This window comes from Pseudarthrobacter sulfonivorans (assembly GCF_031454915.1).
Taxonomy (GTDB): Bacteria; Actinomycetota; Actinomycetes; order Actinomycetales; family Micrococcaceae; genus Arthrobacter; species Arthrobacter sulfonivorans_C.
This window is the reverse complement of record NZ_JAVDRS010000004.1, coordinates 12,435-34,384: the sequence shown is the minus strand read 5'-3', so window position 1 is coordinate 34,384 and position 21,950 is coordinate 12,435. Positions and strand designations below refer to the sequence as shown.

At 65.1% G+C, this 21,950-nt stretch carries 20 protein-coding genes; 8 read left to right on the top strand and 12 right to left on the bottom strand.

Features of this window, described 5'->3' with window-relative positions; translation table 11 throughout:
* Nucleotides 1–150 precede the first annotated feature (150 nt).
* Nucleotides 151–2,382, top strand: coding sequence for a thioredoxin domain-containing protein (locus tag J2808_RS10480; RefSeq protein WP_309815666.1), 2,232 nt, complete (start codon nt 151–153; stop codon nt 2,380–2,382).
* A 20-nt stretch (nt 2,383–2,402) separates the two neighbouring features.
* Here J2808_RS10480 and trhA read toward each other — a convergent pair whose 3' ends face one another.
* Complete coding sequence (gene trhA / locus J2808_RS10475; protein ID WP_309816701.1) at nt 2,403–3,044, bottom strand: PAQR family membrane homeostasis protein TrhA; 642 nt, start codon at nt 3,042–3,044, stop codon at nt 2,403–2,405.
* A gap of 235 nt (nt 3,045–3,279) precedes the next feature.
* On the opposite strand from trhA, the gene J2808_RS10470 reads away from it, so the two are divergent.
* On the top strand, nt 3,280–4,041 hold the full coding sequence (locus J2808_RS10470; protein ID WP_309816698.1) for an isoprenyl transferase: 762 nt from the start codon (nt 3,280–3,282) through the stop codon (nt 4,039–4,041).
* A gap of 256 nt (nt 4,042–4,297) precedes the next feature.
* Complete coding sequence (locus J2808_RS10465; RefSeq protein ID WP_309815663.1) at nt 4,298–5,722, top strand: PhoH family protein; 1,425 nt, start codon at nt 4,298–4,300, stop codon at nt 5,720–5,722.
* Nucleotides 5,723–6,059: 337 nt separating this feature from the next.
* Here J2808_RS10465 and J2808_RS10460 read toward each other — a convergent pair whose 3' ends face one another.
* Both J2808_RS10460 and J2808_RS10455 read right to left on the bottom strand, forming a co-directional pair.
* Nucleotides 6,060–6,707: a GNAT family N-acetyltransferase gene (locus tag J2808_RS10460; RefSeq protein ID WP_309815660.1), complete on the bottom strand. Its 648-nt coding sequence runs from the start codon at nt 6,705–6,707 to the stop codon at nt 6,060–6,062.
* Between the two features lie 49 nt (nt 6,708–6,756).
* Nucleotides 6,757–7,551, bottom strand: a complete 795-nt coding sequence (locus tag J2808_RS10455; RefSeq protein ID WP_309815657.1) for a hypothetical protein — start codon at nt 7,549–7,551, stop codon at nt 6,757–6,759.
* 60 nt (nt 7,552–7,611) lie between these two features.
* On the opposite strand from J2808_RS10455, the gene J2808_RS10450 reads away from it, so the two are divergent.
* Complete coding sequence (locus tag J2808_RS10450) at nt 7,612–8,169, top strand: A24 family peptidase (protein WP_309815656.1); 558 nt, start codon at nt 7,612–7,614, stop codon at nt 8,167–8,169.
* 52 nt (nt 8,170–8,221) lie between these two features.
* Nucleotides 8,222–8,692 carry an NUDIX hydrolase gene (locus J2808_RS10445; protein ID WP_309815651.1) on the top strand — a complete coding sequence of 157 codons (471 nt, stop codon included), beginning with the start codon at nt 8,222–8,224 and terminating at the stop codon, nt 8,690–8,692.
* Nucleotides 8,693–8,768: 76 nt separating this feature from the next.
* Here the strand turns inward: J2808_RS10445 and J2808_RS10440 are convergent, their stop codons facing one another.
* The 5 genes from J2808_RS10440 to J2808_RS10420 all read right to left on the bottom strand — a co-directional run bounded on the left by J2808_RS10440 (nt 8,769) and on the right by J2808_RS10420 (nt 14,043).
* Complete coding sequence (locus J2808_RS10440) at nt 8,769–10,397, bottom strand: MDR family MFS transporter (RefSeq protein ID WP_309815648.1); 1,629 nt, start codon at nt 10,395–10,397, stop codon at nt 8,769–8,771.
* Nucleotides 10,394–11,059 carry a TetR family transcriptional regulator gene (locus J2808_RS10435; RefSeq protein WP_309815645.1) on the bottom strand — a complete coding sequence of 222 codons (666 nt, stop codon included), beginning with the start codon at nt 11,057–11,059 and terminating at the stop codon, nt 10,394–10,396. Before J2808_RS10435 ends, J2808_RS10440 begins: the two co-directional genes overlap by 4 nt.
* Nucleotides 11,060–11,239: 180 nt before the next feature.
* Nucleotides 11,240–12,661, bottom strand: coding sequence for a class II fumarate hydratase (locus J2808_RS10430; protein WP_309815642.1), 1,422 nt, complete (start codon nt 12,659–12,661; stop codon nt 11,240–11,242).
* A gap of 77 nt (nt 12,662–12,738) precedes the next feature.
* On the bottom strand, nt 12,739–13,353 hold the full coding sequence (locus tag J2808_RS10425; protein ID WP_309815641.1) for a carbonic anhydrase: 615 nt from the start codon (nt 13,351–13,353) through the stop codon (nt 12,739–12,741).
* A gap of 9 nt (nt 13,354–13,362) precedes the next feature.
* Entirely contained in the window at nt 13,363–14,043 is a 681-nt protein-coding gene (locus J2808_RS10420; RefSeq protein WP_309816695.1) for a DUF4245 domain-containing protein, read from the bottom strand.
* A gap of 216 nt (nt 14,044–14,259) precedes the next feature.
* Here J2808_RS10420 and glpX point away from each other — a divergent pair, with 216 nt between their 5' ends.
* Both glpX and J2808_RS10410 read left to right on the top strand, forming a co-directional pair.
* Nucleotides 14,260–15,282 (top strand): class II fructose-bisphosphatase, encoded by a 1,023-nt coding sequence (gene glpX, locus J2808_RS10415; RefSeq protein ID WP_309816693.1) that lies wholly within the window; start codon nt 14,260–14,262, stop codon nt 15,280–15,282.
* A 133-nt stretch (nt 15,283–15,415) separates the two neighbouring features.
* Nucleotides 15,416–16,435, top strand: coding sequence for a lipid II:glycine glycyltransferase FemX (locus J2808_RS10410; protein WP_309815638.1), 1,020 nt, complete (start codon nt 15,416–15,418; stop codon nt 16,433–16,435).
* Here the strand turns inward: J2808_RS10410 and manA are convergent.
* From manA to J2808_RS10390, 4 genes are all read right to left on the bottom strand, one after another.
* On the bottom strand, nt 16,422–17,687 hold the full coding sequence (manA, locus tag J2808_RS10405; RefSeq protein ID WP_309815636.1) for a mannose-6-phosphate isomerase, class I: 1,266 nt from the start codon (nt 17,685–17,687) through the stop codon (nt 16,422–16,424). The two genes, J2808_RS10410 and manA, sit on opposite strands and share 14 nt — an antisense overlap.
* Nucleotides 17,688–17,755: 68 nt before the next feature.
* Complete coding sequence (locus J2808_RS10400; protein ID WP_309815635.1) at nt 17,756–19,399, bottom strand: LCP family protein; 1,644 nt, start codon at nt 19,397–19,399, stop codon at nt 17,756–17,758.
* An 11-nt stretch (nt 19,400–19,410) separates the two neighbouring features.
* Nucleotides 19,411–19,998 carry a 5-(carboxyamino)imidazole ribonucleotide mutase gene (gene purE, locus J2808_RS10395; RefSeq protein ID WP_309815632.1) on the bottom strand — a complete coding sequence of 196 codons (588 nt, stop codon included), beginning with the start codon at nt 19,996–19,998 and terminating at the stop codon, nt 19,411–19,413.
* Nucleotides 19,995–21,191 carry a 5-(carboxyamino)imidazole ribonucleotide synthase gene (locus J2808_RS10390; RefSeq protein ID WP_309815629.1) on the bottom strand — a complete coding sequence of 399 codons (1,197 nt, stop codon included), beginning with the start codon at nt 21,189–21,191 and terminating at the stop codon, nt 19,995–19,997. Before J2808_RS10390 ends, purE begins: the two co-directional genes overlap by 4 nt.
* Before the next feature lie 173 nt (nt 21,192–21,364).
* On the opposite strand from J2808_RS10390, the gene J2808_RS10385 reads away from it, so the two are divergent.
* The gene (locus tag J2808_RS10385; protein WP_309815626.1) at nt 21,365–21,940 is read left to right on the top strand and encodes a GtrA family protein; all 576 of its coding nucleotides are present in this window, start codon (nt 21,365–21,367) and stop codon (nt 21,938–21,940) included.
* Nucleotides 21,941–21,950: the final 10 nt, after the last annotated feature.

Here is a 21,950-nt window from a genome sequence, read left to right as displayed (position 1 = left end):
CCGACCTCCCGCGTACCTGCAAGTCCCCTGAAGTGATCGGGCGGTTGCCCAGGTCCACGCGCCATCTCCTCACACATCAAACCCGGACTCTTTCCGTAAACTGGCCTTGCCGGCAATATTTTCCTGCAGTGAGTCACCAGAGGTGCACGGATGAACAGTGAGCGCCAGAGCCCGTCCGCCGAGGAGAGCGCGGCCGTCGGTGCCGCCAACATCCTGGGTGCTGAACCTTCCGCGTACCTCCGCCAGCACGCGGGCAACCCCGTGCACTGGCAGCCGTTCGGTGATGCGGCCTTCGCCGCTGCCGCTGCCCGGGATGTCCCCGTGTTCCTGTCGATCGGCTACGCAGCCTGCCACTGGTGCCACGTGATGGCGCATGAGTCGTTTGAGAACCAGGAAACCGCTGACTACCTGAATACGCATTTTGTGGCCATCAAGGTGGACCGGGAAGAGCGTCCTGACGTGGACGCCGTGTACATGGCGGCCACCCAGGCGATCAGCGGCGAGGGCGGGTGGCCGATGTCGGTCTTCCTCACCCCTGAAGGCCGGGCCTTTCATGCCGGCACCTACTTCCCGCCCCGTCCCATGCCGGGGCGGCCCTCCTTCCGGCAGGTACTCGAGGCAGTCCAGGAGGCGTGGCAGGAGCGGCGTGAGGCTGTGGAACAGAATGCCACCGCACTGGCCCAAAACCTGGGCGAGGCCCAGCTCGCGGCGGCGGTGACTGTTGCCGGTCCGCCGCCCCTCCTTGACCCCGAACTGCTGCCAGCCGCCGTGGCGTCGCTGGCCCGCTCTGAGGACGTGGCCGACGGCGGCTTTGGCGCCGCCCCGAAATTCCCGCCGTCGGCAGTGCTCGAGTTCCTCATCAGGCACGCCGCGGTCCCCTCGGACACCGCTGACGCCGCCCGTGACATGGCGGGCCGGACGCTGGCAGCCATGGCGCGCTCGGCACTGTTTGACCAGCTGGATGGCGGATTTGCCCGGTACTCAGTGACCCGGGACTGGTCGGTCCCGCATTTTGAAAAAATGCTGTACGACAACGCCCAACTGCTTCGCACGTACGTGCACTGGATACGCCTGGGCGGCAACGAGGTGTTCTCGGTGGGGGAAGCTGCGGACGTGGCCGAACGTACCGGGGCATGGCTGCTGGCATCCCTCGGCCTCGGCACGAGTGACAGCCAGAGCAACAACACCAGCAACGCCGTGCCTCAACCGGAGGCGCTGGCGTCATCCCTCGACGCCGATTCGGTAGTGGACGGCGAACACCATGAAGGCGCCAGCTACCTGTGGACCGTTGATGGCCTGCAGGAAGTGCTGGGCGCTGCCGACGGGGCAGCTGTTGCCTGGCTGATGAACGTGGGCCAACAAGGTACCGTGTCCGCACATGGTTCGCCGCTGCACCCCGGGCAGCGCCTGGACGATGCCGGGGCTGGCTTGTGGAGGAAAGCCCGGCCCGCCCTGCTGGCCGCACGGAACCAGCGTCCCCAGCCAGCCCGTGACGAAAAAGTTGTGGCGGGTTGGAACGGGCTCGCCGTCGGGGCCCTGGCAGAAGCCGGAGCGGTGCTGGGCCGGGAGGACTTCATCGCCGCGGCTGGGTCAATCGCCGCCTATCTTGAACGTGTCCACTGGCAGCCGGGTACTTCAGCGCTGGTCAGGGTTTCGCATGCTGGAACCGCCAGGGGGATCGAGGGTCTGCTGGAGGATTACGCCTTCTGCGCTGACGGCCTGTTTGCGCTCTACGCCGCCACCGGCCGGTCGCGCTGGTACCGCTTCGCCGAGCAGCTGGTGCAGGCGGCCGGTAACCATTTTGTGGTGGCCGGACGCCTGGTGGACACCGCAGGGGGAGACGGCCAGGTCCGGGCGGCGCAGGGCGGCCAGGCGGGTCTGGACCCGTTCGACAATGCCACCCCCAGCGGTGCGGCGGCCTTTGCGGGCGCCCTGCTCAGCTACGCAGCGCTCTCCGGCTCTGCGGAGCACCGGGCGCTCGCCGCCCAGGTCCTCGCACTCCTGCCGCCGTTGGCGGAGCGGGCGCCGCGGGTGGCCGGCTGGCTCCTGGCCACCGCCCAGGCGGCCCTCGCGGGGCCGGTGGAGGCCGCCGTCGTGGGGCCGCGCAGTCCTGAAAGGACAGCGCTGCACCGCGAACTGCTCAACTCTGCCAGTCCCGGCCTGGTGATAGCAGTGGAGGACGACGACGGCACGGAAGTTCCGCCGTCGGACACCCGTTTTGGCGGGGAGCCCGTCCCGCTGCTGGCAGGGAGGCCAGCCGGTCCGGGAGGATCTCCGGTGGCCTATTTGTGCCGGAGCATGGTGTGTGAACGTCCCGTGGACACGCTGGCGGACCTGAGGGCCAGGCTCCTGCTGATGGCGGGGGAGGGGCCTGTCAGCTAGTGCCCGTCAGCTGGTGCCTGTCAGCTGAGGACGGCGATGAGGATCGCCGCGAAATGCGTGCCGAACGCGAGGACGGTCAGGGCATGGAAGAGTTCGTGGAAGCCGAAATGTTGGTAGCTGAAGTTAGGCTTCTTGAGCGCGTAGAACACAGCGCCGGTGATGTATAGGACGCCGCCCGCGCAAATGAGGACGGCCGCAGGCGCACTGGCGGCAAAGAATTCCGGCAGGTAGAAAAGCGATCCGCAGCCCAGTGCGATGTAGATGGGCACGTACAGCCACCGGGGGGCGTCCGTCCACAGGAGCCGGAAGAGGACGCCCAGAATCGCCCCGGACCAGATGACCCAGAGCAGCAGGACGGCCTTGGGCCGCTCCAGCAGGGACCAGGCCAGGGGTGTGTAGCTGCCGGCGATAACCAGCATGATGTTGGTGTGGTCCAGGCGTTTGAGGACGATCTTCACGCCGGGGGACCAGTTTCCGCGGTGATAGATGGCGCTGATGCCGAAAAGGAGTACCCCGGTGGCGGCGTAGACGGCCGAGGTGATTTTGCGGTCGGTGGTGGGTGCCAGGACAACGAGGACGACGCCTGCTGCCAGGGCGAGCGGTGCTGCCACGGTGTGGATCCAGCCCCGCCATCTGGGCTTGATCATCAGGAGTTCGGCCAGCCGGACTACGGCATCGTCAACATGACCCTGGCCGCTGTCCGATCCGGGTGCGCGGCCGCCGCCGGGAGTCTGGCTTTTCATGCCTCCAGAATATCCTCGGGAGCACAAAGTTACTCGCAGGTAACAAGATGTGACGGCCTCGATGGCCCGCCTCGGCGCATCCGTCCCGCCCGCGGACGGTAGCCTAGGATGTGCAATGCCGTCGAACAGCAGCGGAAGTCAGGTGAGTCTCCTCGTGGAATTGGGCGGGTTCCTTTATGGCTTCTACGAGAGGCGGCTGTTCCGGGAGTTGGCTGGCGGCCGCATCCCCAAACATATCGGCGTGATGGTGGACGGCAACCGCCGCTGGGCCAAGCAGTTCAACGCTCCCACCAGCCAGGGCCACCAGGCCGGCGCGGACAAGATCCACGAGTTCCTCGGCTGGTGCCAGGAACTCGGCGTCAAGGTTGTCACGCTGTACATGCTGTCCACGGACAACATGAGCCGCTCCAGCGAGGAGCTCGATCTTTTGATGGGGATCATCGCCAACACCCTGGACCGGCTCGACGAGGACGCCAACATTTCGGTGAACGCCATGGGCGCCCCCGAGCTCCTCCCCGACTACCTGGCAGACCGGCTCAACAAACTGACGGCACGGACGCCCGTGCAGGAAAAGATCCACGTCAACGTTGCGGTGGGGTATGGCGGGCGCCGCGAGATCGTCGACGCCGTGCGGGAGCTGCTGCACGACGCCGTCGCCAAGGGCTCGGACATCTCCGCGCTCGCGGACAACCTCTCGGTGGACGACATTTCCCGATTCCTGTACACCCGCGGCCAGCCGGACCCGGACCTGGTGATCCGGACCTCCGGCGAGCAGCGGCTGTCGGGGTTCCTGATGTGGCAGAGCGCGTACAGCGAGTTCTATTTCTGTGAGGCCCTGTGGCCGGCGTTCCGCAAGGTCGACTTTCTGCGCGCCCTGCGTGACTACGCCGGCAGGCAGCGGCGCTTCGGTACCTGAGCCTGGGCAGCGGGGCATGCTGCCCAGTTCATCTGGAATTCACAAACCGGCAACAAGAATCGCCGACGGATGATTCCGGAAATTACTGGCGGTGGAATTACGTTGTAACCATCAGCAGGCAAACCGCCGGCTGTTCGGGGAGGCCAGTACATGGAGCGAACTTTCGCACCGGTTGTACGGGAGGCCGAGTCCGGCCTTCAGGCCGAACCGCCTCACCAATAACAATTCCGGGCATGTGCCCGGGGCTGGAGTCGATGTGGCTACTTCTGAAAAACTGCCCGAGGTCGTTTCCGAGGGACAGAAAGCTACCTCTCGCACCAAGCGAGCTACCTCAAAAACCGGTGCAGATCACCATTCTGCGGCCGGTTTTGCTGTCTCCGAAAGGGAAGCCACCATCAGCAGCTTTGTCATTGACACCTCCGTCCTGCTCTCGGATCCGCGGGCGCTCCTGCGCTTCGCCGAACACGAGGTTATTGTTCCCATCGTTGTCATCACTGAACTTGAGGGGAAACGGCACGACCCCGAGTTGGGCTACTTTGCCCGCAAGGCCCTCCGGCTGCTCGATGACCTCCGGGTGAAGCACGGCGGCCTCAGCCAACCCATTCCCATCGGCAACGACGGCGGCACCCTGATGGTGGAGCTGAACCACATTTCCGCCGAGGTGCTCCCACTCGGGTTCCGCAGCGGCGACAACGACAGCCGAATCCTGGCAGTAGCCAAGAACCTGGCCAACGAGGGCCGGAACGTCACTGTGGTGTCGAAGGACCTGCCCATGCGGGTCAAGGCCTCAGCCATGGGCCTCACTGCCGACGAATACCGCAATGAGTTGGTGCAGGATTCTGGCTGGACTGGCATCGCCGAGGTGGAAGCCAGCGAGGACGAAGTCAACACCCTTTACGGCCATGAACCGGTCTTCATCCCGGCGGCCGCGGAAATGCCGGTCAACACGGGCCTGGTTCTCCTCTCCAACCGGGGTTCTGCCCTGGGCAGGGTGGGGGCCGACAAACAGGTCCGGCTGGTCAAGGGCGACCGTGACGTGTTCGGCCTGCACGGACGCTCAGCCGAACAGCGGCTCGCCATCGACCTGCTGATGGATCCCGCCGTCGGCATTGTCTCCATCGGCGGACGGGCGGGCACCGGAAAGTCCGCGCTTGCCCTGTGCGCCGGGCTGGAAGCAGTGCTGGAACGCCGCGAACACCGCAAGGTGATCGTATTCCGGCCGCTCTACGCCGTGGGCGGCCAGGAACTCGGCTACCTGCCCGGCTCCGAGTCGGAAAAGATGAACCCCTGGGCGCAGGCGGTCTTCGATACCCTGGGCGCCCTGGTCAGCCAGGAGGTCGTGGAAGAGGTCATGGACCGCGGCATGCTCGAAGTCATGCCGCTCACCCACATCCGCGGGCGCTCGCTCCACGACGCCTTCGTGATCGTTGATGAGGCACAGTCACTGGAGAAGAACGTCCTCCTCACCGTGATGAGCCGCATTGGCCAGAACTCAAAGATCGTCCTCACCCACGATGTCGCCCAGCGCGACAACCTGCGCGTCGGCCGGCACGACGGTATTGCCGCCGTCGTCGAAACCCTGAAAGGACACCCGCTCTTCGGCCACATCACCCTGACGCGCTCCGAGCGCTCGCCCATCGCAGCCCTGGTCACGGAACTGCTCGAAGGGGCTGAGATCTAGCCCTACGGTTCGCGAAGGGCCGTGGTTCCGTTCGTCGGGCCACGGCCCTTCTCCGTCGCTTAGACACAACGCATAGGGGACCCTCCGGTCGCTGAGCGACCTTCGTGTCCCGATGCGCCGCGATGCGCTCCTACGAGAAGGCCCGCAACCCGACTGGAGCGCGCCGTTCGTCTTGATAACCGCACCACGCACACGTCCGGACCGAGTCCTTCGCGTAGGAGCGCATCGCCGACCAAAGCGTTGCGCAGGTCGCCCCGCGACCGTAGCGGCGCGTCGGGAGGTGTCTAAGCGACGGCGAAGGGCACGGGGCGGACGAACCCAACCACGGCAAGGCACGCTAGCCGACGCCGAGAAACTTGGCTGCGGCTTCGTGGCCTTCTACGTTGAGGGTCCAGTCGGGGCGTGTGAAGGTTGCGGGGGTTAGGCGCACCTTTTGGACATCCACGGCCTTGGCACCCCAGGACTGCCTGTTGGTGCCGTTGAGTTCATAGCCCAGGGAGCGGGATACGCCCAGGGACGCGTCATTCCAGGCTGCGGCTTCGGACTCGGCGACTTCGGCGCCGAGCCAGTCGAAGGCGTAAAGCGCGACGGCGGCGCGCATCTCCTTGCCCAGGCCCCGGCCGTGGACGGACTGCCTGAGCCAGGAGCCGGTGCTGACGGTCTTGAGGGTGGCGAAGTCCTTCGCGCCGATATCCTGGCAGCCGATGAACTGGTCCTCGTGCCAGATGCCCAGGAGCAGGGTCCAGTCCTCGGGGGTGGCCTGGCCGCGGCAGCGCCAGTACCACTGCGCCATGTTGGTGCCCAGCGTGTCGGCAGGAAGTTCCGTCCACGGGTTGCTGAAGGGGTTCCGGCCCGGATCGTGGACGCCGCTCTCTGCTGCTGCAACAGCGGCAGGAATGTCGTCGTCGGTGATGGGGCGCAATACCAGCCGCGGTGTGGTCAAGGTGAGTCCGAAGAGGGGCCAGATGGAAGTCAGCGCGGTCATCAGGGAAGCCTAGCCGACGGCGCTGCACCCGGACCGCCAGGAGCGCGGCTCAGGCGCGGATGTCCCAGCTGATATGGCGGCGGACGTCCGTGAGGTTCATGGACTCGGCGAGGAACAGATCGTCCAGCATGTATTCGTCAACCCCGATGATCCGGATCCAGTGGCCGTAGTCCAGTGTGGCGGCCTCCAGTGATTGGCTGGCGACACAGACTCCGGTCTCCAGGTCGATCCGCACGCGGTTGGGGCCCGGCAGGCACAGCGGCGCGGCGGGATCCGCGGCACGGTAGGAGGCTGTGGGCGTCACGGTTGCTCCCAGTGCTGGCCGGCCATGGTGGTCCACCCGGCGGACATCCTCCACCTGAACCGGATTGGTCCCCGGGAACTCGAGGGGCGCCGGTGCGTTTCCGGCGAGCTCCACGGGATCGAGGGCGGCCGAGAAACGGCCGTTCCCGAAGCCTGGTTCGCCGTATGCTGCCTCGGGCCGGCGCCTGACCAGGCCTCCGTCGTCGTAAACGGGCGCCACGAGGTGAGGCGGCAGCAGCCAGGACTTCCGCGTCGAGCTGATGTACAGCCCGTCCCTGGAATCGTTGATGCCTGTTGTGCTGTGGAGGACTAGACGGTCGGCGGTTTCCAGGCGGAGGGCGCCGGGCCGCCGAAGCCAGGCCCGGACCAGCGGTGCCGCAGGATCGGGATCCTCATCAAACGGCTCATCCCAGTATTCAAAGCGCAGTGACTGCCATTTCCACGGGGAGGACCGGCAAAGGTTCCGGAGCATTGCGGTCAGGTCCGTAGCCGCAGCACTGCCTTCCGGATCCGGCCGGCGCCTGGTGTCCCATGTCGACATATGCACAGTTTACGCGTGGGGCCCTGCGGGGCGGCGCCGGAATCCAGTAGCATCCGAGGGGTGATCCGACGACTCGATGGACTGTGGGACGCCACCCCGCTGGCGTTCTGGCTGGTGCTGGCCGCGTGTGCCTATTTCCTGGTGATGGCAGTCCGGCTGACGGTTATTGACGTCCGCCACCATCTGCTGCCCAACCGGATTGTTTTCCCGTCCTACGCGGTGGCCGGGGTGCTCCTGCTGGCCGCGGCCATCGTAAACGTTGCTGCCGGTTCAGGCGCCTTGGAGGGAACGCCCGACGGCGGTGCTCAACTTTGGGGAGTTCCTGCGCTGAGGATCCTGGCCGGGGGAGCCGTCCTCTGGGTGTTCTACTTCGTCCTGCGGCTGGTCTACCCGCCAGGCATGGGCTTCGGCGACGTCAAACTCGCTGGCGTCCTGGGGATGTACCTGGGATATCTTGGCTGGGCGCACGTTTTTGCGGGGACGTTCGCGGCGTTCCTGCTGGGCGGGCTCTGGTCCCTCGCACTGCTGGCGGCGCGCCGTGGCACGCTGAAGTCCGCCATCCCGTTCGGTCCGTTTATGCTCGCGGGCGCGGCCGCCGCCATGCTGCTGCCGGCCTGACAGCAGGGCGATGCCTGGGCGCTGCACCTTCGGCGGCCGCTAGGCTGGCAGAATGCCTGCACCCGACTACATTCTCAAGCTCCGCCAGAAGATCGGCCACGATCCGCTGTGGGTACCCGGCGTCCGGGGCGTGGTCCTGGACGACTCCGGCCGTGTCCTGCTGGCCAAGCGAGCCGACAACGGACACTGGGCGCTGATCAGCGGCATGCTGGATCCCGGGGAGCCGCCCGCGCGCGGACTGGTGCGGGAAATCTTTGAAGAAACAGCGGTTGTTGCCGAGCCGGAACGTGTGGTCTCGGTGGGAACGGTGGGGCCGTTCACGTACCCGAACGGGGACGTCTGCGAATTCCTCGACGTGGTGTTCCGGTGCCGATATGTGTCAGGAACTGCGCGCGTCAACGATGACGAGTCGCTGGACGTCGGCTGGTTCAGCATTGACGACCTCCCGGAGCTGATGCCGGGACACCTGACCAGCATCCGCCGTGCAGTGGCCCCCGCGGAGGCTGCCCACTTCGAACCGTGAACGGAAACAGCACGGGCGCCGCAACCCCCAAGATTGCAGCGCCCGTGCAGGCTTCCGGTTGGTCCGGCGGCGGCGGTCAGCGGTCCTGGGAGACCAGCTCGCCCTGCCGCAGGGCTTCGAGCCGGTCCGCCTCTTCGCCGCCCACGGCTTCGCCGCGGGCCACCATGCCGGCGGTGTCCGACAGGGGTATCTGCTTGAGGGTGATGGCAAGCAACAGGGCGGCTGCGATGAACGGGATGAGGTACCAGAACACCGGCGCCAAGGATTCGGCGTAGGCATTGACCACGGCGTCCCGCAGCTGTTCCGGCAGCTGGCCCAGGGCCTGCGGATCCAGGGTGCTGGTGGACTGTGCGGCCTGCTCAGACGACGCCCCGGCACCCGTGAAAGCGTTGGTCAGGGACGCCGAGAGCCTGTTGGTGAAAATGGCACCAAAGACTGCCACACCCATGGCCGCGCCGACTTCGCGGAAGTAGTTGTTGGTGCTGGTGGCGGTGCCGATCTGATCGGCCGGGACCGAGTTCTGCACCACGAGGACCACTACCTGCATGATCAGGCCCAGCCCTGCACCGAAGATGAACAGCTGGACGCAGATGACCCAGATTGGGGTGGAGGCCGTGAGCGTGGTCATCCACAGCATGGCGGCCATGGTGAAGGCCGCACCGAGGATAGGGAACATCTTGTACTTGCCGGTCTTGGAGATCCGGATTCCCGAGTAGATGGACGTACCCATCAGGCCCACCATCATGGGCAGCATCAGCAGCCCGGACTCCGCCGCGGACGTGCCGGAAGACATTTGCAGGAACGTGGGGACAAAGGCGATGGCGGAGAACATGCCCAGGCCCAACGTGAAGCCGATGGCCGTGGCATTGACGAAGATCCGGTTCTTGAAAAGGCTCAGGGGAATGATGGGATCCTCGGCCCGCCGTTCCACCATAACGAAGGCCGCGGCGGTGACGATGAGCCCGGCGCCGAACGCCCAGGTGAGCGGTGAATCCCAGCCCTCGTCCTTCTTGCCGCCGAAGTCGGTGAAGAAGATCAGGCAGGTTGTGGCTGCGGACAGGAGCACAACGCCCAGGATGTCGATCCGCTTCTCAGCCTTCTTGTTCGGCAGCGTCAGCGTGAACCAGGCAATGGCAAACGCAGCGATGCCGATGGGGATGTTGATATAGAACGCCCATTCCCAGGTCATGTGGTCCACAAAGAAGCCGCCAAGCAGCGGGCCCGCCACGGCGGAGAGGCCGAAGATGGCTCCGAGCGGACCCATGTACTTGCCGCGATCCTTGGCGGGAACGATGTCCGCGATGATGGCCTGCGACAGGATCATCAGGCCGCCGCCGCCCAGGCCCTGGATGGCGCGGAAAACGACGAAGCCCCAGAAATCGGTGGCCAGGGCGCAGCCCACGGATGCGAGGGTGAAGAGAGCGATGGCGACGAGGAAGAGATTCCGCCTGCCCAGGACATCGCCGAACTTGCCGTAGATAGGCATAACGATGGTGGTGGCCAAAAGGTAGGCGGTGGTGATCCAGGCCTGGTGCTCCACGCCGCCCAGCTTTCCCACGATGGTGGGCATGGCGGTGGAGACGATGGTCTGGTCCAGGCTGGAGAGCAGCATGCCGGCGATCAGCGCCGAGAAGATGATCCAGATCCGTTTCTGGGTCAGCAGCAGTGGACCGGCCGCGGCTTTGGGACTGACGGCGGTGCTCATAGGTGTCCTTCCAGGGGTGCTGGATTTTCAAAGTTCTGGGAGAAGAGTTGGCTGGCGGCGGAGATATTTTCCATCAGCAGTTCGGAGTAGGCGCGTGTGTTGCCGTCGGAGAAGTAGGCCATGCTGCTCTTCCGGGCGATGGTGCCCAGCAAGGCAACAGCCATCTGCACTACAGGGTGGTCAGGGGACACGCCCTCACGGCGCGCCACGTCGCGGGCGAACTGCGCTTCCCGTTCCTCAGTGGCACCGATGATGCGGAGCATCAGCTGCGGTTCCTTTTTGATGACCCCGATCAGCTGGCGGGTTTCCTCTTCCGAGGCGGCCATATTTTCGGACAGTTTCAGTGAGAGGCCGATCAGGTCCTGGAACAGGGTGGGGGAGATCTCGCCGGACGGGGACGACGCGCCGCCGGCGATGAACCCTGCGATGACGTCCTGCGGGATTTCATCGTCCACGTGGCCGAGGATGGCGTCTTCCTTGGTGGGGAAGTAGTTGAAGAACGTGCGGCGGGAAATGTCGGCCAGCTCGCAGACTTCCTCGACGGTGTAGCCGTTCAGGCCCCGCTCGGCCGTCAGTCTCCGGGCAACGCCGGTGATCGTGGCGCGGGTGGCGGCTCGCTTGCGCTCACGGAGACCGCCCTCAATTTCTGCACTATCATTCACAAAGTAAATTTTTGCACTAGTTTCATAATAGTGCAAACTTAGGCCTCTGCCCGCTTAAAGAACGACGGCGGCCGCCCACCTTCGCATTGAAGGTGAGCGGCCGCCGTCGTGTCTTGAAGGGGACTCCGCCGCCTAGGGTTCCCTGGCTGAGCGAAGCGAAGTTAGGGAGGCGGTGGGGACCTATGCCTTGTGCGGCGGGCGCGTCATGGACATAACGTCCAGGGCGGTGTCCAGCTGCTCCTCGGTGACCTCGCCGCGCTCCAGGAAGCCCATGGCGATGACGGTTTCACGGATGGTGAGGCCCTCGGCCACGGCCTTCTTGGCGATCTTCGCGGCGTTTTCGTAGCCGATGTACTTGTTCAGCGGCGTGACGATGGACGGTGAGGCCTCCGCGAGGAAGCGGGCGCGCTCCACGTTCGCGGTGATGCCGTCGATCATCTTGTCGGCCATAACGCGGCTGGTGTTGGCCAGCAGGCGCACGGACTCAAGCAGGTTGGCGGCCATGACGGGGATGCCGACGTTGAGTTCGAAGGCGCCGTTGGTGCCGGACCAGGCGATGGCGGTGTCGTTGCCGATGACCTGGGCGCAGACCATGATGGACGCCTCGCAGATGACGGGGTTGACCTTGCCCGGCATGATCGAGGAGCCCGGCTGCAGGTCCGGGATGGCGATTTCGCCGAGGCCGGTGTTGGGGCCGGAGCCCATCCAGCGGAGGTCGTTGTTGATCTTCATGAAGGAGATCGCGATGTTCCGCAGCTGGCTGGAAGCCTCGATCAGGCCGTCGCGGTTGGCCTGGGCCTCGAAGTGGTCGCGGGCTTCGGTCAGCGGCAGGCCCGTGTCGGTGGCGAGCAGTTCGATGACGCGCTCCGGGAAGCCGGCAGGGGTGTTGATGCCGGTGCCCACGGCCGTGCCGCCGAGCGGTACTTCGGCAACGCGGGGGAGTGAGGCGTTGATGCGCTCGATGCCGTAGCGGACCTGCGCTGCGTAGCCGCCGAATTCCTGGCCGAGCGTCACCGGGGTGGCGTCCATCAGGTGGGTACGGCCGGACTTGACGACGTCCTTGAACTCAACGGCCTTGCGCTCCAGCGACTCGGCCAGGTAGCCCAGGGCCGGGATGAGGTCGTTGATCAGGGCCGAGGTGGCGGCAACGTGGACTGACGTGGGGAAAACGTCATTGGAGGACTGGGAGGCGTTGACGTGGTCGTTCGGGTGGACAACCTTGTCGCTGCCGGCAGCCTTGAGGGCGCGCGTGGCCAGTTCGGCGATGACCTCGTTGGTGTTCATGTTCGAGGACGTGCCGGAACCGGTCTGGAAGACGTCAATGGGGAAGTCGCCGTCATACTTGCCGGCTGCTACCTCATCGGCGGCCTCTGCAATTGCCTTGGCCAGCTCGCCGTCGAGCACCCCAAGTTCTGCGTTGGCCTGGGCAGCCGCCTTCTTGACCCGGGCAAGGGCTTCGATGTGCGCACGTTCCAGCGTCTTGCCGGAGATGGGGAAGTTTTCAACTGCACGCTGCGTCTGTGCACGGTACAGGGCGTTCACGGGGACGCGGACTTCGCCCATCGTGTCGTGTTCAATGCGGAATTCTTCAGTGGAAGTCATGGGGCTAGCTTAGGACGATGTGCGCCCGGGGCTAAAACCGTGAACCGCATTGCTACGGGGGTCAGCCAGGGCGTCGATTAGATCTCGCCGATCCCGGAAACCACGTTCGCCCGGCCCTCGGCGAGGCTGTAGGACAAGCCGATCACAGCGGCCCGGCCTTCCTCGATTGCGGCGGAAATCACACGTGAGCTGTCCACGAGGCGCTGGGACGTCTGCTTGACGTGCTCCACCACCATGTCGTTGACCTCATGCTCGTCATTGCGCAGGGACGTCAGGACTGAGGGGGTGATGCGTTCAACGAGGTCCCGGATGAAGCCCGCCGGCATCTGCCCGGTTTCGACGGCGGTCTTGGTGGCGCTGACGGCGCCGCAGCTGTCGTGCCCGAGGATGGCGATCAGCGGTACGCCGAGCACGCTGACGCTGTACTCAAGGGAGCCGAGGACGGCGTCGTCAATCACCTGGCCGGCGGTGCGCACCACGAATGCGTCACCGAGCCCAAGGTCGAAGATGATTTCCGCGGCGAGCCGGGAGTCCGAGCAGCCGAAGATCACCGCAAACGGATGCTGGTTCTCCACCAGCGAAGAACGGCGGGACGCGTCCTGGTTCGGGTGCGACGATTCGCCGGCAACAAAGCGTTCGTTGCCTTCGCGCATGCGGCGCCAGGCAAGGGCAGGAGTCAGGTAGGTAGCCACTGGCCTACCTTACGGCGCGGGACTGGCTGAGGGTGAAACCGTTACGGCAGGATTGCTGTCCAAGGATTTCACGACGGCGTCGGCCAGGACAGCGAACTCGTCCAGTTGCGCAGTGCCGGTGAGGACAACGGTGGTTCCGCGGTAGTCCAGGATCATGCTCTTCTCGCCCTTGCCTGCGTCACGGAGTTCCCAAGCCTGGCCGCCGGCGTCGCGGGTTCCGGTGACGGGGGCGCTCTTGGTCTGCTGCAGAAGCCAGGTGGGATTGGACTGCCGGGTCTGAACAAGTCCGATGAAGGAGTCCTTCGGCGTGATGTAGCCCACCTCCCAAGTGGGCACGCCGCTGCCGCTCCCGGACTCCCAGCGAGCGTAATTGGGCCTGAAAGTTTTGGCCGTGTCCGGCGCGGCCGGTGTGAATCCCGCCACATCCGAAGCGTTCCGGGCCACGGCAGGGACGTCGATGTCGGGGCGGAATCCGTCGCTCTTGGGAAGCGGGTTCATCAGCACGATGGGCAGGAAGGCGGCAATGCTGACCAGCAGCGCAACGATCATGCCGATCACCGACGCATTGGCGCGTTTGGCGGCTGCAGCCGGAATAACGGGCTTCACAGGAGGCTGTTCACCGTTCGGCGCGTCCTGTCCGGTGGGTCCGGAATCCGAGGGATCTTGCCCGGGGCTGGTCTTTTCCTGCATTTCACTCACCCCTCTATAGTCGCCCATGCACGGGCCCAACTCACATTCGGGTTGAGGTCCGGGCCATTGGCATATTGCGTCGGGACGTCATGCCAGCGCCGGGGACTGGCGCCGCGACTATGATCAGTATCAGAGGAATCACCGCGTCGGCTGAACCCGGCTGAGCGGGTCCAATGATCGCCACTCGAAGAAGAGGTTCACGTGACACCAGCGCCTATGACCCAGCAGTACTCCACGATTTCCCCCTCACTGGCTGTGGGTATCGACGAGCCGGACCGCAACCTTGCCCTTGAGCTCGTCCGCGTCACCGAAGCCGCGGCCATCGCCGGCGGCCACTGGGTTGGTTTCGGCGACAAGAACAAGGCTGACGGCGCCGCCGTCGACGCCATGCGCTCCTTCCTCCACACGGTCCACTTCAACGGCGTTGTGGTCATCGGCGAAGGCGAAAAAGACGAAGCCCCCATGCTGTTCAACGGCGAGCACGTTGGCGACGGCACCGGCCCCGAGTGCGACGTCGCCGTCGACCCGATCGACGGCACCCGGCTGACCGCGCTTGGCATCAACAACGCCCTTGCGGTCCTTGCAGTGGCAGAACGCGGTTCCATGTTCGACCCCTCCGCCGTGTTCTACATGGAGAAGCTCGTCACCGGCCCGGAAGCGGCCGACATGGTTGACCTGCGCCTCCCGGTGAAGCAGAACCTGCACCTGATCGCCAAGGCGAAGGGCGTGAAGGTCAACCAGCTCAACGTCATGATCCTGGACCGCGACCGCCACCGCCCGCTGGTCGAGGAGATCCGCGAAGCCGGTGCGCGCACCAAATTCATCATGGACGGCGACGTTGCCGGCGCCATTGCCGCAGCCCGTTCCGGCACCGGTGTAGACGCCCTCATGGGCATCGGCGGCACTCCGGAAGGCATCGTGGCAGCTTGCGCCATCAAGTCCCTCGGCGGCGTCATCCAGGGCCGGCTGTGGCCCACAAGCGACGAAGAGAAGCAGAAGGCCATCGACGCCGGCCACGATTTGGACCGCGTGCTGTCCACTAACGATCTCGTCTCCAGCGACAACTGCTACTTCGCAGCCACTGGCATCACTGACGGCGACCTCCTCAGGGGTGTCCGCTACTCCAAGGACAAGGTCCTGACCCAGTCCATCGTGATGCGCTCCAAGTCCGGCACCATCCGCTTCGTCGACGGTGAGCACCAGGCCAGCAAGTGGGAAGGCTACGCCCGCAAGAACTAGTCCAGGGCTTAGTGCGACAAGCGCCACACCGCTGCTGCGGTGTGGCGCTTTTTCGTGCCGGCAGCGTGGCTCATGCCGGCCGCTGGCTGCGGCACGGCCGGCCGTGCCAAGGCGTTGGTATAGGGTTGAATTCATGAGTCTTGCCGTTGTGCCCTGTACTGACCGCGCCGTCTGGGACGGATATGTTGACCGGTTCCAAGGGCATCCGCAGCAACTGTGGGGCTGGGGTGAGACCAAAGGGATGCACGGCTGGTCCGTGGACCGCGTCCTGGTCACCGACGATGAGAACATCCTCGGCTGCGCCCAGTTGCTGGTGCGGAAGCTGCCGTTCCCGTTCCGGGCGCTGGTCTACGTGCCCCGCGGCCCGATGTGCTCCGCCGGGGACACCACCGCCGTCCTGGCACAGCTGGCCGGCTATGCTTCCTCCCGCCACCACGGAGTGGCCTTGAGCATCGAGCCTGACTGGGATGCTGAGTCCCCCTTCGCTCCCGCGGTGGCAGCCGCAGGCTTCAGGCCGTCCGCCAACACCGTGCTCATCCCGCGGACACTCATCCTTGACCTGGCCAGGAGCGACGATGAGCTCATGGCTGACATGTCCAAGTCCACACGCGCGAACATCCGCAAGGCGATGCGCAGCGAGGTGGACTTCCGGAAGGTGCAGACCGAGGCCGAGCTTGAGCAGGTACTGGGCATCTACCACGAGACGGCGGACCGTGCCGGGTTCGGGATCCACGAGGACAAGTATTACCGTGACATCTTCGCCAACCTGGGAGAGGGCTCACCCATCATCGGAGCCTTCGACGGCGAGCAGTTGCTTGCCTTCGTCTGGCTGTCCCGGAGCGGGGCAACGGCGTTCGAGCTCTATGGTGGTGTCTCTGCCGAGGGTCAGAAGCAGCGGGTGAACTACGGAGTGAAGTGGGCCGCCCTGCTCGCCATGCGGGAGGACGGCTGCGGACGCTACGACTTCAACGGCCTGCTCAACGACGGCATCTCCGACTTCAAGAAGCAGTTCGCCAAGCACGAGAACCTGCTCATGGGGACCTGGGAGAAGCCACTGTCACCGTTGTACCCCGTGTACGCCCGGGCCATGCCGGCTGCCCGCAAGGGTCTGCAGGCAGCACGGCGGCTCATGAAGCGGGTTACGCGGCGCTAAGGCCGGTGCCTGAAGCGGTGGTGACGGCGAACGCAACCGCTGTTGCCGAAGCACCAGCCACAGCGTGGACGTTGACCGGGGCCTCCGACGCGGCCAGGAATGCGCTGCCGCCGCGGGCCAGTTGCAGATCGCCCTTGGGCGAGTCGAGGTACACGGCGCCGTCCACCACAATCACGACGGCGGCGCCTGACTGGGCGAGCGGAACCGGCGCACTGCCGGGGGCCAGTTCGATCCGCTGAAGCTGGAATTCGCGGAACGGCGGCCGGTAGAGTTCCTGGCCCAGTGCGGATATTTCCGGGTTGAGCATCGGGACTGCCACCGACGTGAAGTCCACGGTGCGCAGGAGTTCGGGCACGTCAATGAACTTGGGCGTCAGTCCGCCCCGGAGCACGTTATCGGAAGAGGCCATGACCTCAACGCCCAAGCCGGAGAGGTAGGCATGGACCTTGCCCTCGGGCAGGTAGACAGCCTCACCCGGGGCCAGCGAGATGCGGTTGAGCAGCAGCGAGACCAGTACGCCCGGATCACCGGGGTACTGCTCATTGAGGTCGATGACCGTGGACAGTTCATTCTGGTACGGTGCCAGCGAAGCGCCGGAGATTAGGGCAGCCGCCACCGTCGCCGTGGCGTCCGAGACATCTTCACCGCCCTGAATCAGGCGTTCAAAGGCAGCCCGCAATCCGGCACCCTCGTCCGGATTTTCCAGGAAGTGCAGCAGTTCGGTCAGCAGGGGCGGCACCTCGGTTTCGATCAGGTCGAAACAAGAGCCAATGTGCACCAGGATCTTCCGCGTGGCGGCCGGATCCCGGAATCCGCACAGCGATTCGAAGGGCGTCAGCGCAAAGATCATCTCCGGCTTGTGGTTGTCATCACGATAGTTCCGGTTGGCCGCATCCGGGGCGATGCCCTCAGCATTTTCCCGTGCAAAGCCTGCCTTCGCCTGCTCGATGCTTGGATGAACCTGAAGCGACAAGGGCTGGGCGGCCGCAAGGATCTTTGCCAGGAACGGTAGCCGAGGCCCAAATTCCTCGACCGATTCGCTGCCCAGGAAATGCTCGGGGTCTGAGGCAATCAACTTATCCAGTGGTGTTTCCGAGCCGTCAGACTGGCGGGCGATTGACGGGGCGCCGGGGTGGGCGCCGATCCACAGTTCGGCTTCCGGGCCGCCGGATTCGGGGCGTCCCAGAAGCCCGGCGATGGCTGTCCTGGATCCCCAGGCATAGTCGCGAAGGGCGTTTTCAAGTTCGTACACAGCCGGGTCCATTCCTTAGTATTCAGGTCTTCAGTGGGTGTCTATGTGGGGCAGGGTGGACAGCACGCCTACAGCGGCGCGCAGAGCCCATTGGTGGCCACGAGTTCACCGATGGCCTGCTCGTTGCCCTCGCGCTTGAGCCGGTTCAGCAGCGCTTCGGTGATCGGTTCGCCGTCGGGCGTTGTAGTCACCGGAACGAAATCCGACGACGGCGGGGGAGTTTGCTGCGCAGCCCAACCGGCTGCCAGGCCGGCAGCCGGCCGCGGCGGCCCGGATGCCTGCAGGGGTCCGCCGACATAGGACGCCTGCACCATGCCATCATCGGGTGCTGCCGCCTCGGGGGCCGTGGCTGAGGCCAGGAGCTGGTCCACCTTGTCGTGAATGATGTCGAAGTCAGGCACTGTGGAGAAGGACGCGTCGAAGTCGGGTGGCCCGATGGTGAGCCGCTTGACCTCCTGTCCCTTGGCCTTTATGGCGAGATCCACAAAACTGCCCAGCTGGGATGAGGAGATGTTGGAATCGACCACTTTGGTGCCTGCGCTGGCGATGTCCTCGAATTTGGACAGCAGCTTCGCCGGGTCCAGCTGCTTCAGCATGGCTTGCTGGACGCACTGCTGGCGCTGGATCCTCGCGTAGTCATCCACGTATTCACGGGACCGTCCGTACCAGAGGGCGTGGTCGCCGTCGAGTGTTTGTTCACCGGCGGGAATCCAGCCCAAGGGCATGCCATGGGTGCGGGTGACCTCGTCGAAGAAGCCGCTCATGGGAACCCAGCCGCCGGCCTTGATCCTGATCCCGCCCATGGCGTCAATGAGTTTGGCGAAGCCCTCCATGTCCACCAGCACATAGGCCTGAACAGTGAGGCCCAGCGTCCCGGAGACGGCTTCAAGCGTCGCCTGCGCACCGGGGTCGGCTACGCCCGGGTAGAGGTCGGCGTGCTCATTCGTTACTTCGGTGTTGATGGCGTTGATGAGGCACGCGTCGCCGCAGTTGTAGCCATCCGGGTAGATCTCCCTCATCGGGGAGCCTTCGCTGAACTGGGCATTCTGCAGGTTGCGGGGCACGGAGATGATGGCAGTCCGGCCGGACTTGGCGTCCACGCTGAGTACGGACAGGCTATCGGGGCGCCTGCCGGTGCGGTCGTCGCCGGCGTCGCCGCCCATCATCAGGAAGTTGTAGCGTCCCTCCACGGGATCGATCGACGGTCCGGAGGAAAAGATGCTGCCAATGGCGTTGCGCCCCACGTTCAGCAGGTAGGCGGCGTAACCCAGTGTGCCGCTGCTCAGCACTAGTGCAAGGACCAGGGAAATGACGACGGCGGGACGCGCCCGGGGTGCCAGCAGGACCGGGCGGATGAGCCGCAGGGTGTTGATGAAGAGGAACGCCCAGCCAAGTGCCAGGGCCACCAGGACCACGATGATGGCCAGCGAAGCGAAAGGATCAGTGATGACGTTTATCAGGAGCGCCCGGTTGATGACAAGCAGCAGCACGGTGGCCACCAGCACCGCCCAGACGACGAGGGTCACACGCAGCACGTTGCGCCCGAGTTTGCGGTTGCCAGCCACAATCTGTGCGCTGCCCGGCACCAGAAGGGTCATCAGGAGCAGGACAAAGGCCCGTTTGGTCCGGACCGGTGATGAGGCGCCGGACGGATGCCGCATGGGGTCGGTCATGACCGGCCCCGTGTCGGGGTGCTGAACGCTCCTGGACATGTTCCGGTACCCTAGCGGCTGCCCCGGAGGACGCCATTGCCGTCAGCGAAGACTTCGCTCACTTTCTGCCTGAGGCTGGCTCCCTTGCGCGTGGCGACGTCGTTGAGTTCCTGGGCGAAGTCCACAAGGTCCGCACGGAGCGAAGCCGCCAGTTCGTCTGTGCCGGAAGCCAGGATCCGGACAGCCAGGAGGCCAGCGTTGCGGGCACCTGCGATGGACACGGTGGCCACGGGTACACCGGCGGGCATCTGCACGATGGACAGGAGGGAATCCATGCCATCGAGGGTCTTCAAGGGGACCGGAACACCAATAACAGGCAGGGGAGTCACACTCGCGAGCATGCCGGGAAGGTGGGCCGCGCCGCCGGCGCCGGCGATGATCACGCGCAGCCCGCGTTCATGGGCGGTTTGCCCGTACCGGATCATTTCCGTGGGCATCCGGTGCGCGGAGACCACATCCGCTTCAAAAGGTATGCCGAACTCGGCCAGCGCATCGGCTGCGGCCTCCATGACCGGCCAATCCGAATCTGAACCCATGACCAGCCCCACGATGGGGCCGGTCCCGGTGACGCCGGTGCCGGGGGTGGTTTCGGTGCTCATGCGTTCTCCTCGGAAATCCGTGCTGGTTCGTCGGCCGGCACCCGGCCGTCGCGAATGATGGCTGCCACCCGGGTGGCGCGTTGCCGGACCGAGTCCACGTCATCGGTGGAGTCGCCCACCAGGTTGATGTGGCCAATCTTGCGCCCCGGACGCACGGACTTGCCGTAGCAGTGGACCTTGGCCGCTGGGTCGCTCGCGAGGGCGGCCGGGTAGGCGGAGAACAGGTCCTGGTTATCGCCGCCCAGGAAGTTCTTCATCACCACCACGGGACCCAGAACGTCGGTGGCGCCCAGCGGGAGGTTCAGGACTGCCCGCAAGTGCTGTTCGAACTGGCTGGTAACCGACCCGTCCTGTGTCCAGTGGCCGGTGTTGTGGGGCCGCATGGCGAGTTCGTTGATCAGGAAGCCGACTCCGGTCCCGGGCGTTTCAAAAAGCTCCGCCGCCATTACGCCCGTCACGCCCAGTTCGTGGGCGATCCGCAGGGCAGCCTCTTCGGCCGCCGCTGCCACCTCAAGGGGAATGCCCAGCGCTGGCGCAATGACTTCATCGCAGACACCGTCCACCTGGATGGTGTGCACCACAGGCCAAGCCCTGGCCTCGCCGTCGGGGGTCCGCGCCACCAGCGTGGACAGCTCACGGCTGAAATCAACCTTGGCTTCGGCGAGCAGCGGGCTCATGGCCTCAAACCACGGAGCAGCCCCGGCCGCGTCCTCGGCGGAGTCGATGATCTGCACGCCCTTGCCGTCGTAGCCGCCACGGGGCATTTTGAGAACCACCGGCCAGCCGATCTCATCGCCGAAGGTTACAAGCGCGGCGACGTCGGAGACCGCAGCCCAAACGGGATTCGGGAGCCCGAGCCTGTCAATGGCGGCGCGCATCACGAGTTTGTCCTGCGCGTTGACCAGTGCGTCCGGGCCGGGCTGGACGTTAACGCCGGCGGCCAGAAGCGCGCGGAGGTGGTCCGTGGGGACATGCTCGTGGTCGAACGTCATCACGTCCAGGCCGTCCGCGAAATCGAGGAGGGTTTGGAGGTCTTTGTAGTCACCCACCGGTGAAGTGGAGACAGCTGAAACGGCTGAAACGTCCTCAGCTTCAACCAGCACACGGAGTTCAAAACCAAGGGCAGTGGCGGCTGGGGCCATCATGCGCGCGAGCTGGCCGCCGCCAACCACGCCGATTACAGGAAAAGTCACATGTGCCAGCCTACAGAAAAGCTCGCCGGTTCCCGGCTTTCGGGGCGCCACGAGGCCAGGAAACCAGGTAATCCTGCCGCCGAGTGGCCTGGTGCGCAGGGTGGTTCCCAGATTTGGGGGCTAAAATAGGCCTTTGGCCGTGTGGCCCAGAGAACGGACGGCCATGGAGGGTCATGATTAATTCACTCGCAGATCGTATCCGGGGGCTCGCCTCGCTGTTTTGGCGCGAGGTAGCCAAATTCGGAGCAGTTGGCGGTGTGGCTTTCGTCATTGACTCGGCAGTCTTTATCTGGCTCTTCACCGGCCCTATGCACGGCAGCGAAGTATGGGCCAAGGCTGTGGCCACCATCGTTGCCAGTATTTTCTCCTGGGTCGCGAACCGCTTCTGGACGTTCCGCCACCGCAAACAGGCCAACGTGGTCCGCGAAGCGGCCCTGTTCGCTGTCATGAACCTGGTGGGACTCCTGATCGCCTCCGGCTGTGTCTGGTTCGCTAAGTACATCCTCGAGCTGAACGACAAGCCGTCCCTCTTTATTGCAGGCAGCGTTGTAGGGCTGGTCCTGGGTACGATCTTCAGGTTCTTCGCCTACCGGTTCTGGGTCTTCAACGAGGAACTGGACCAGGAGCCGGAGTTCTCCCACGACCACGAACTCATCGAACTGCACCATCACGAGAAGGCCGCCGCTGCGTCGGCCCCGGGTGCGGACCGCCCGGACCAGGAAGTGCCCGGCAGCCCCCGGCAGCCCTAGCGATTGGCTC

Excerpts from the sequence above, each read along its gene's own strand:
- J2808_RS10480 (WP_309815666.1), top strand. The coding sequence starts at position 151 with ATGAACAGTGAGCGCCAGAGCCCGTCCGCCGAGGAGAGCGCGGCCGTC.
- J2808_RS10460 (WP_309815660.1), bottom strand. The coding sequence starts at position 6,707 with ATGACCGCGCTGACTTCCATCTGGCCCCTCTTCGGACTCACCTTGACC.
- J2808_RS10455 (WP_309815657.1), bottom strand. The coding sequence starts at position 7,551 with ATGTCGACATGGGACACCAGGCGCCGGCCGGATCCGGAAGGCAGTGCT.
- J2808_RS10445 (WP_309815651.1), top strand. The coding sequence starts at position 8,222 with ATGCCTGCACCCGACTACATTCTCAAGCTCCGCCAGAAGATCGGCCAC.
- J2808_RS10440 (WP_309815648.1), bottom strand. The coding sequence starts at position 10,397 with ATGAGCACCGCCGTCAGTCCCAAAGCCGCGGCCGGTCCACTGCTGCTG.
- J2808_RS10430 (WP_309815642.1), bottom strand. The coding sequence starts at position 12,661 with ATGACTTCCACTGAAGAATTCCGCATTGAACACGACACGATGGGCGAA.
- J2808_RS10420 (WP_309816695.1), bottom strand. The coding sequence starts at position 14,043 with ATGCAGGAAAAGACCAGCCCCGGGCAAGATCCCTCGGATTCCGGACCC.
- glpX (WP_309816693.1), top strand. The coding sequence starts at position 14,260 with ATGACCCAGCAGTACTCCACGATTTCCCCCTCACTGGCTGTGGGTATC.
- J2808_RS10410 (WP_309815638.1), top strand. The coding sequence starts at position 15,416 with ATGAGTCTTGCCGTTGTGCCCTGTACTGACCGCGCCGTCTGGGACGGA.
- J2808_RS10400 (WP_309815635.1), bottom strand. The coding sequence starts at position 19,399 with ATGTCCAGGAGCGTTCAGCACCCCGACACGGGGCCGGTCATGACCGAC.
- purE (WP_309815632.1), bottom strand. The coding sequence starts at position 19,998 with ATGAGCACCGAAACCACCCCCGGCACCGGCGTCACCGGGACCGGCCCC.
- J2808_RS10385 (WP_309815626.1), top strand. The coding sequence starts at position 21,365 with ATGATTAATTCACTCGCAGATCGTATCCGGGGGCTCGCCTCGCTGTTT.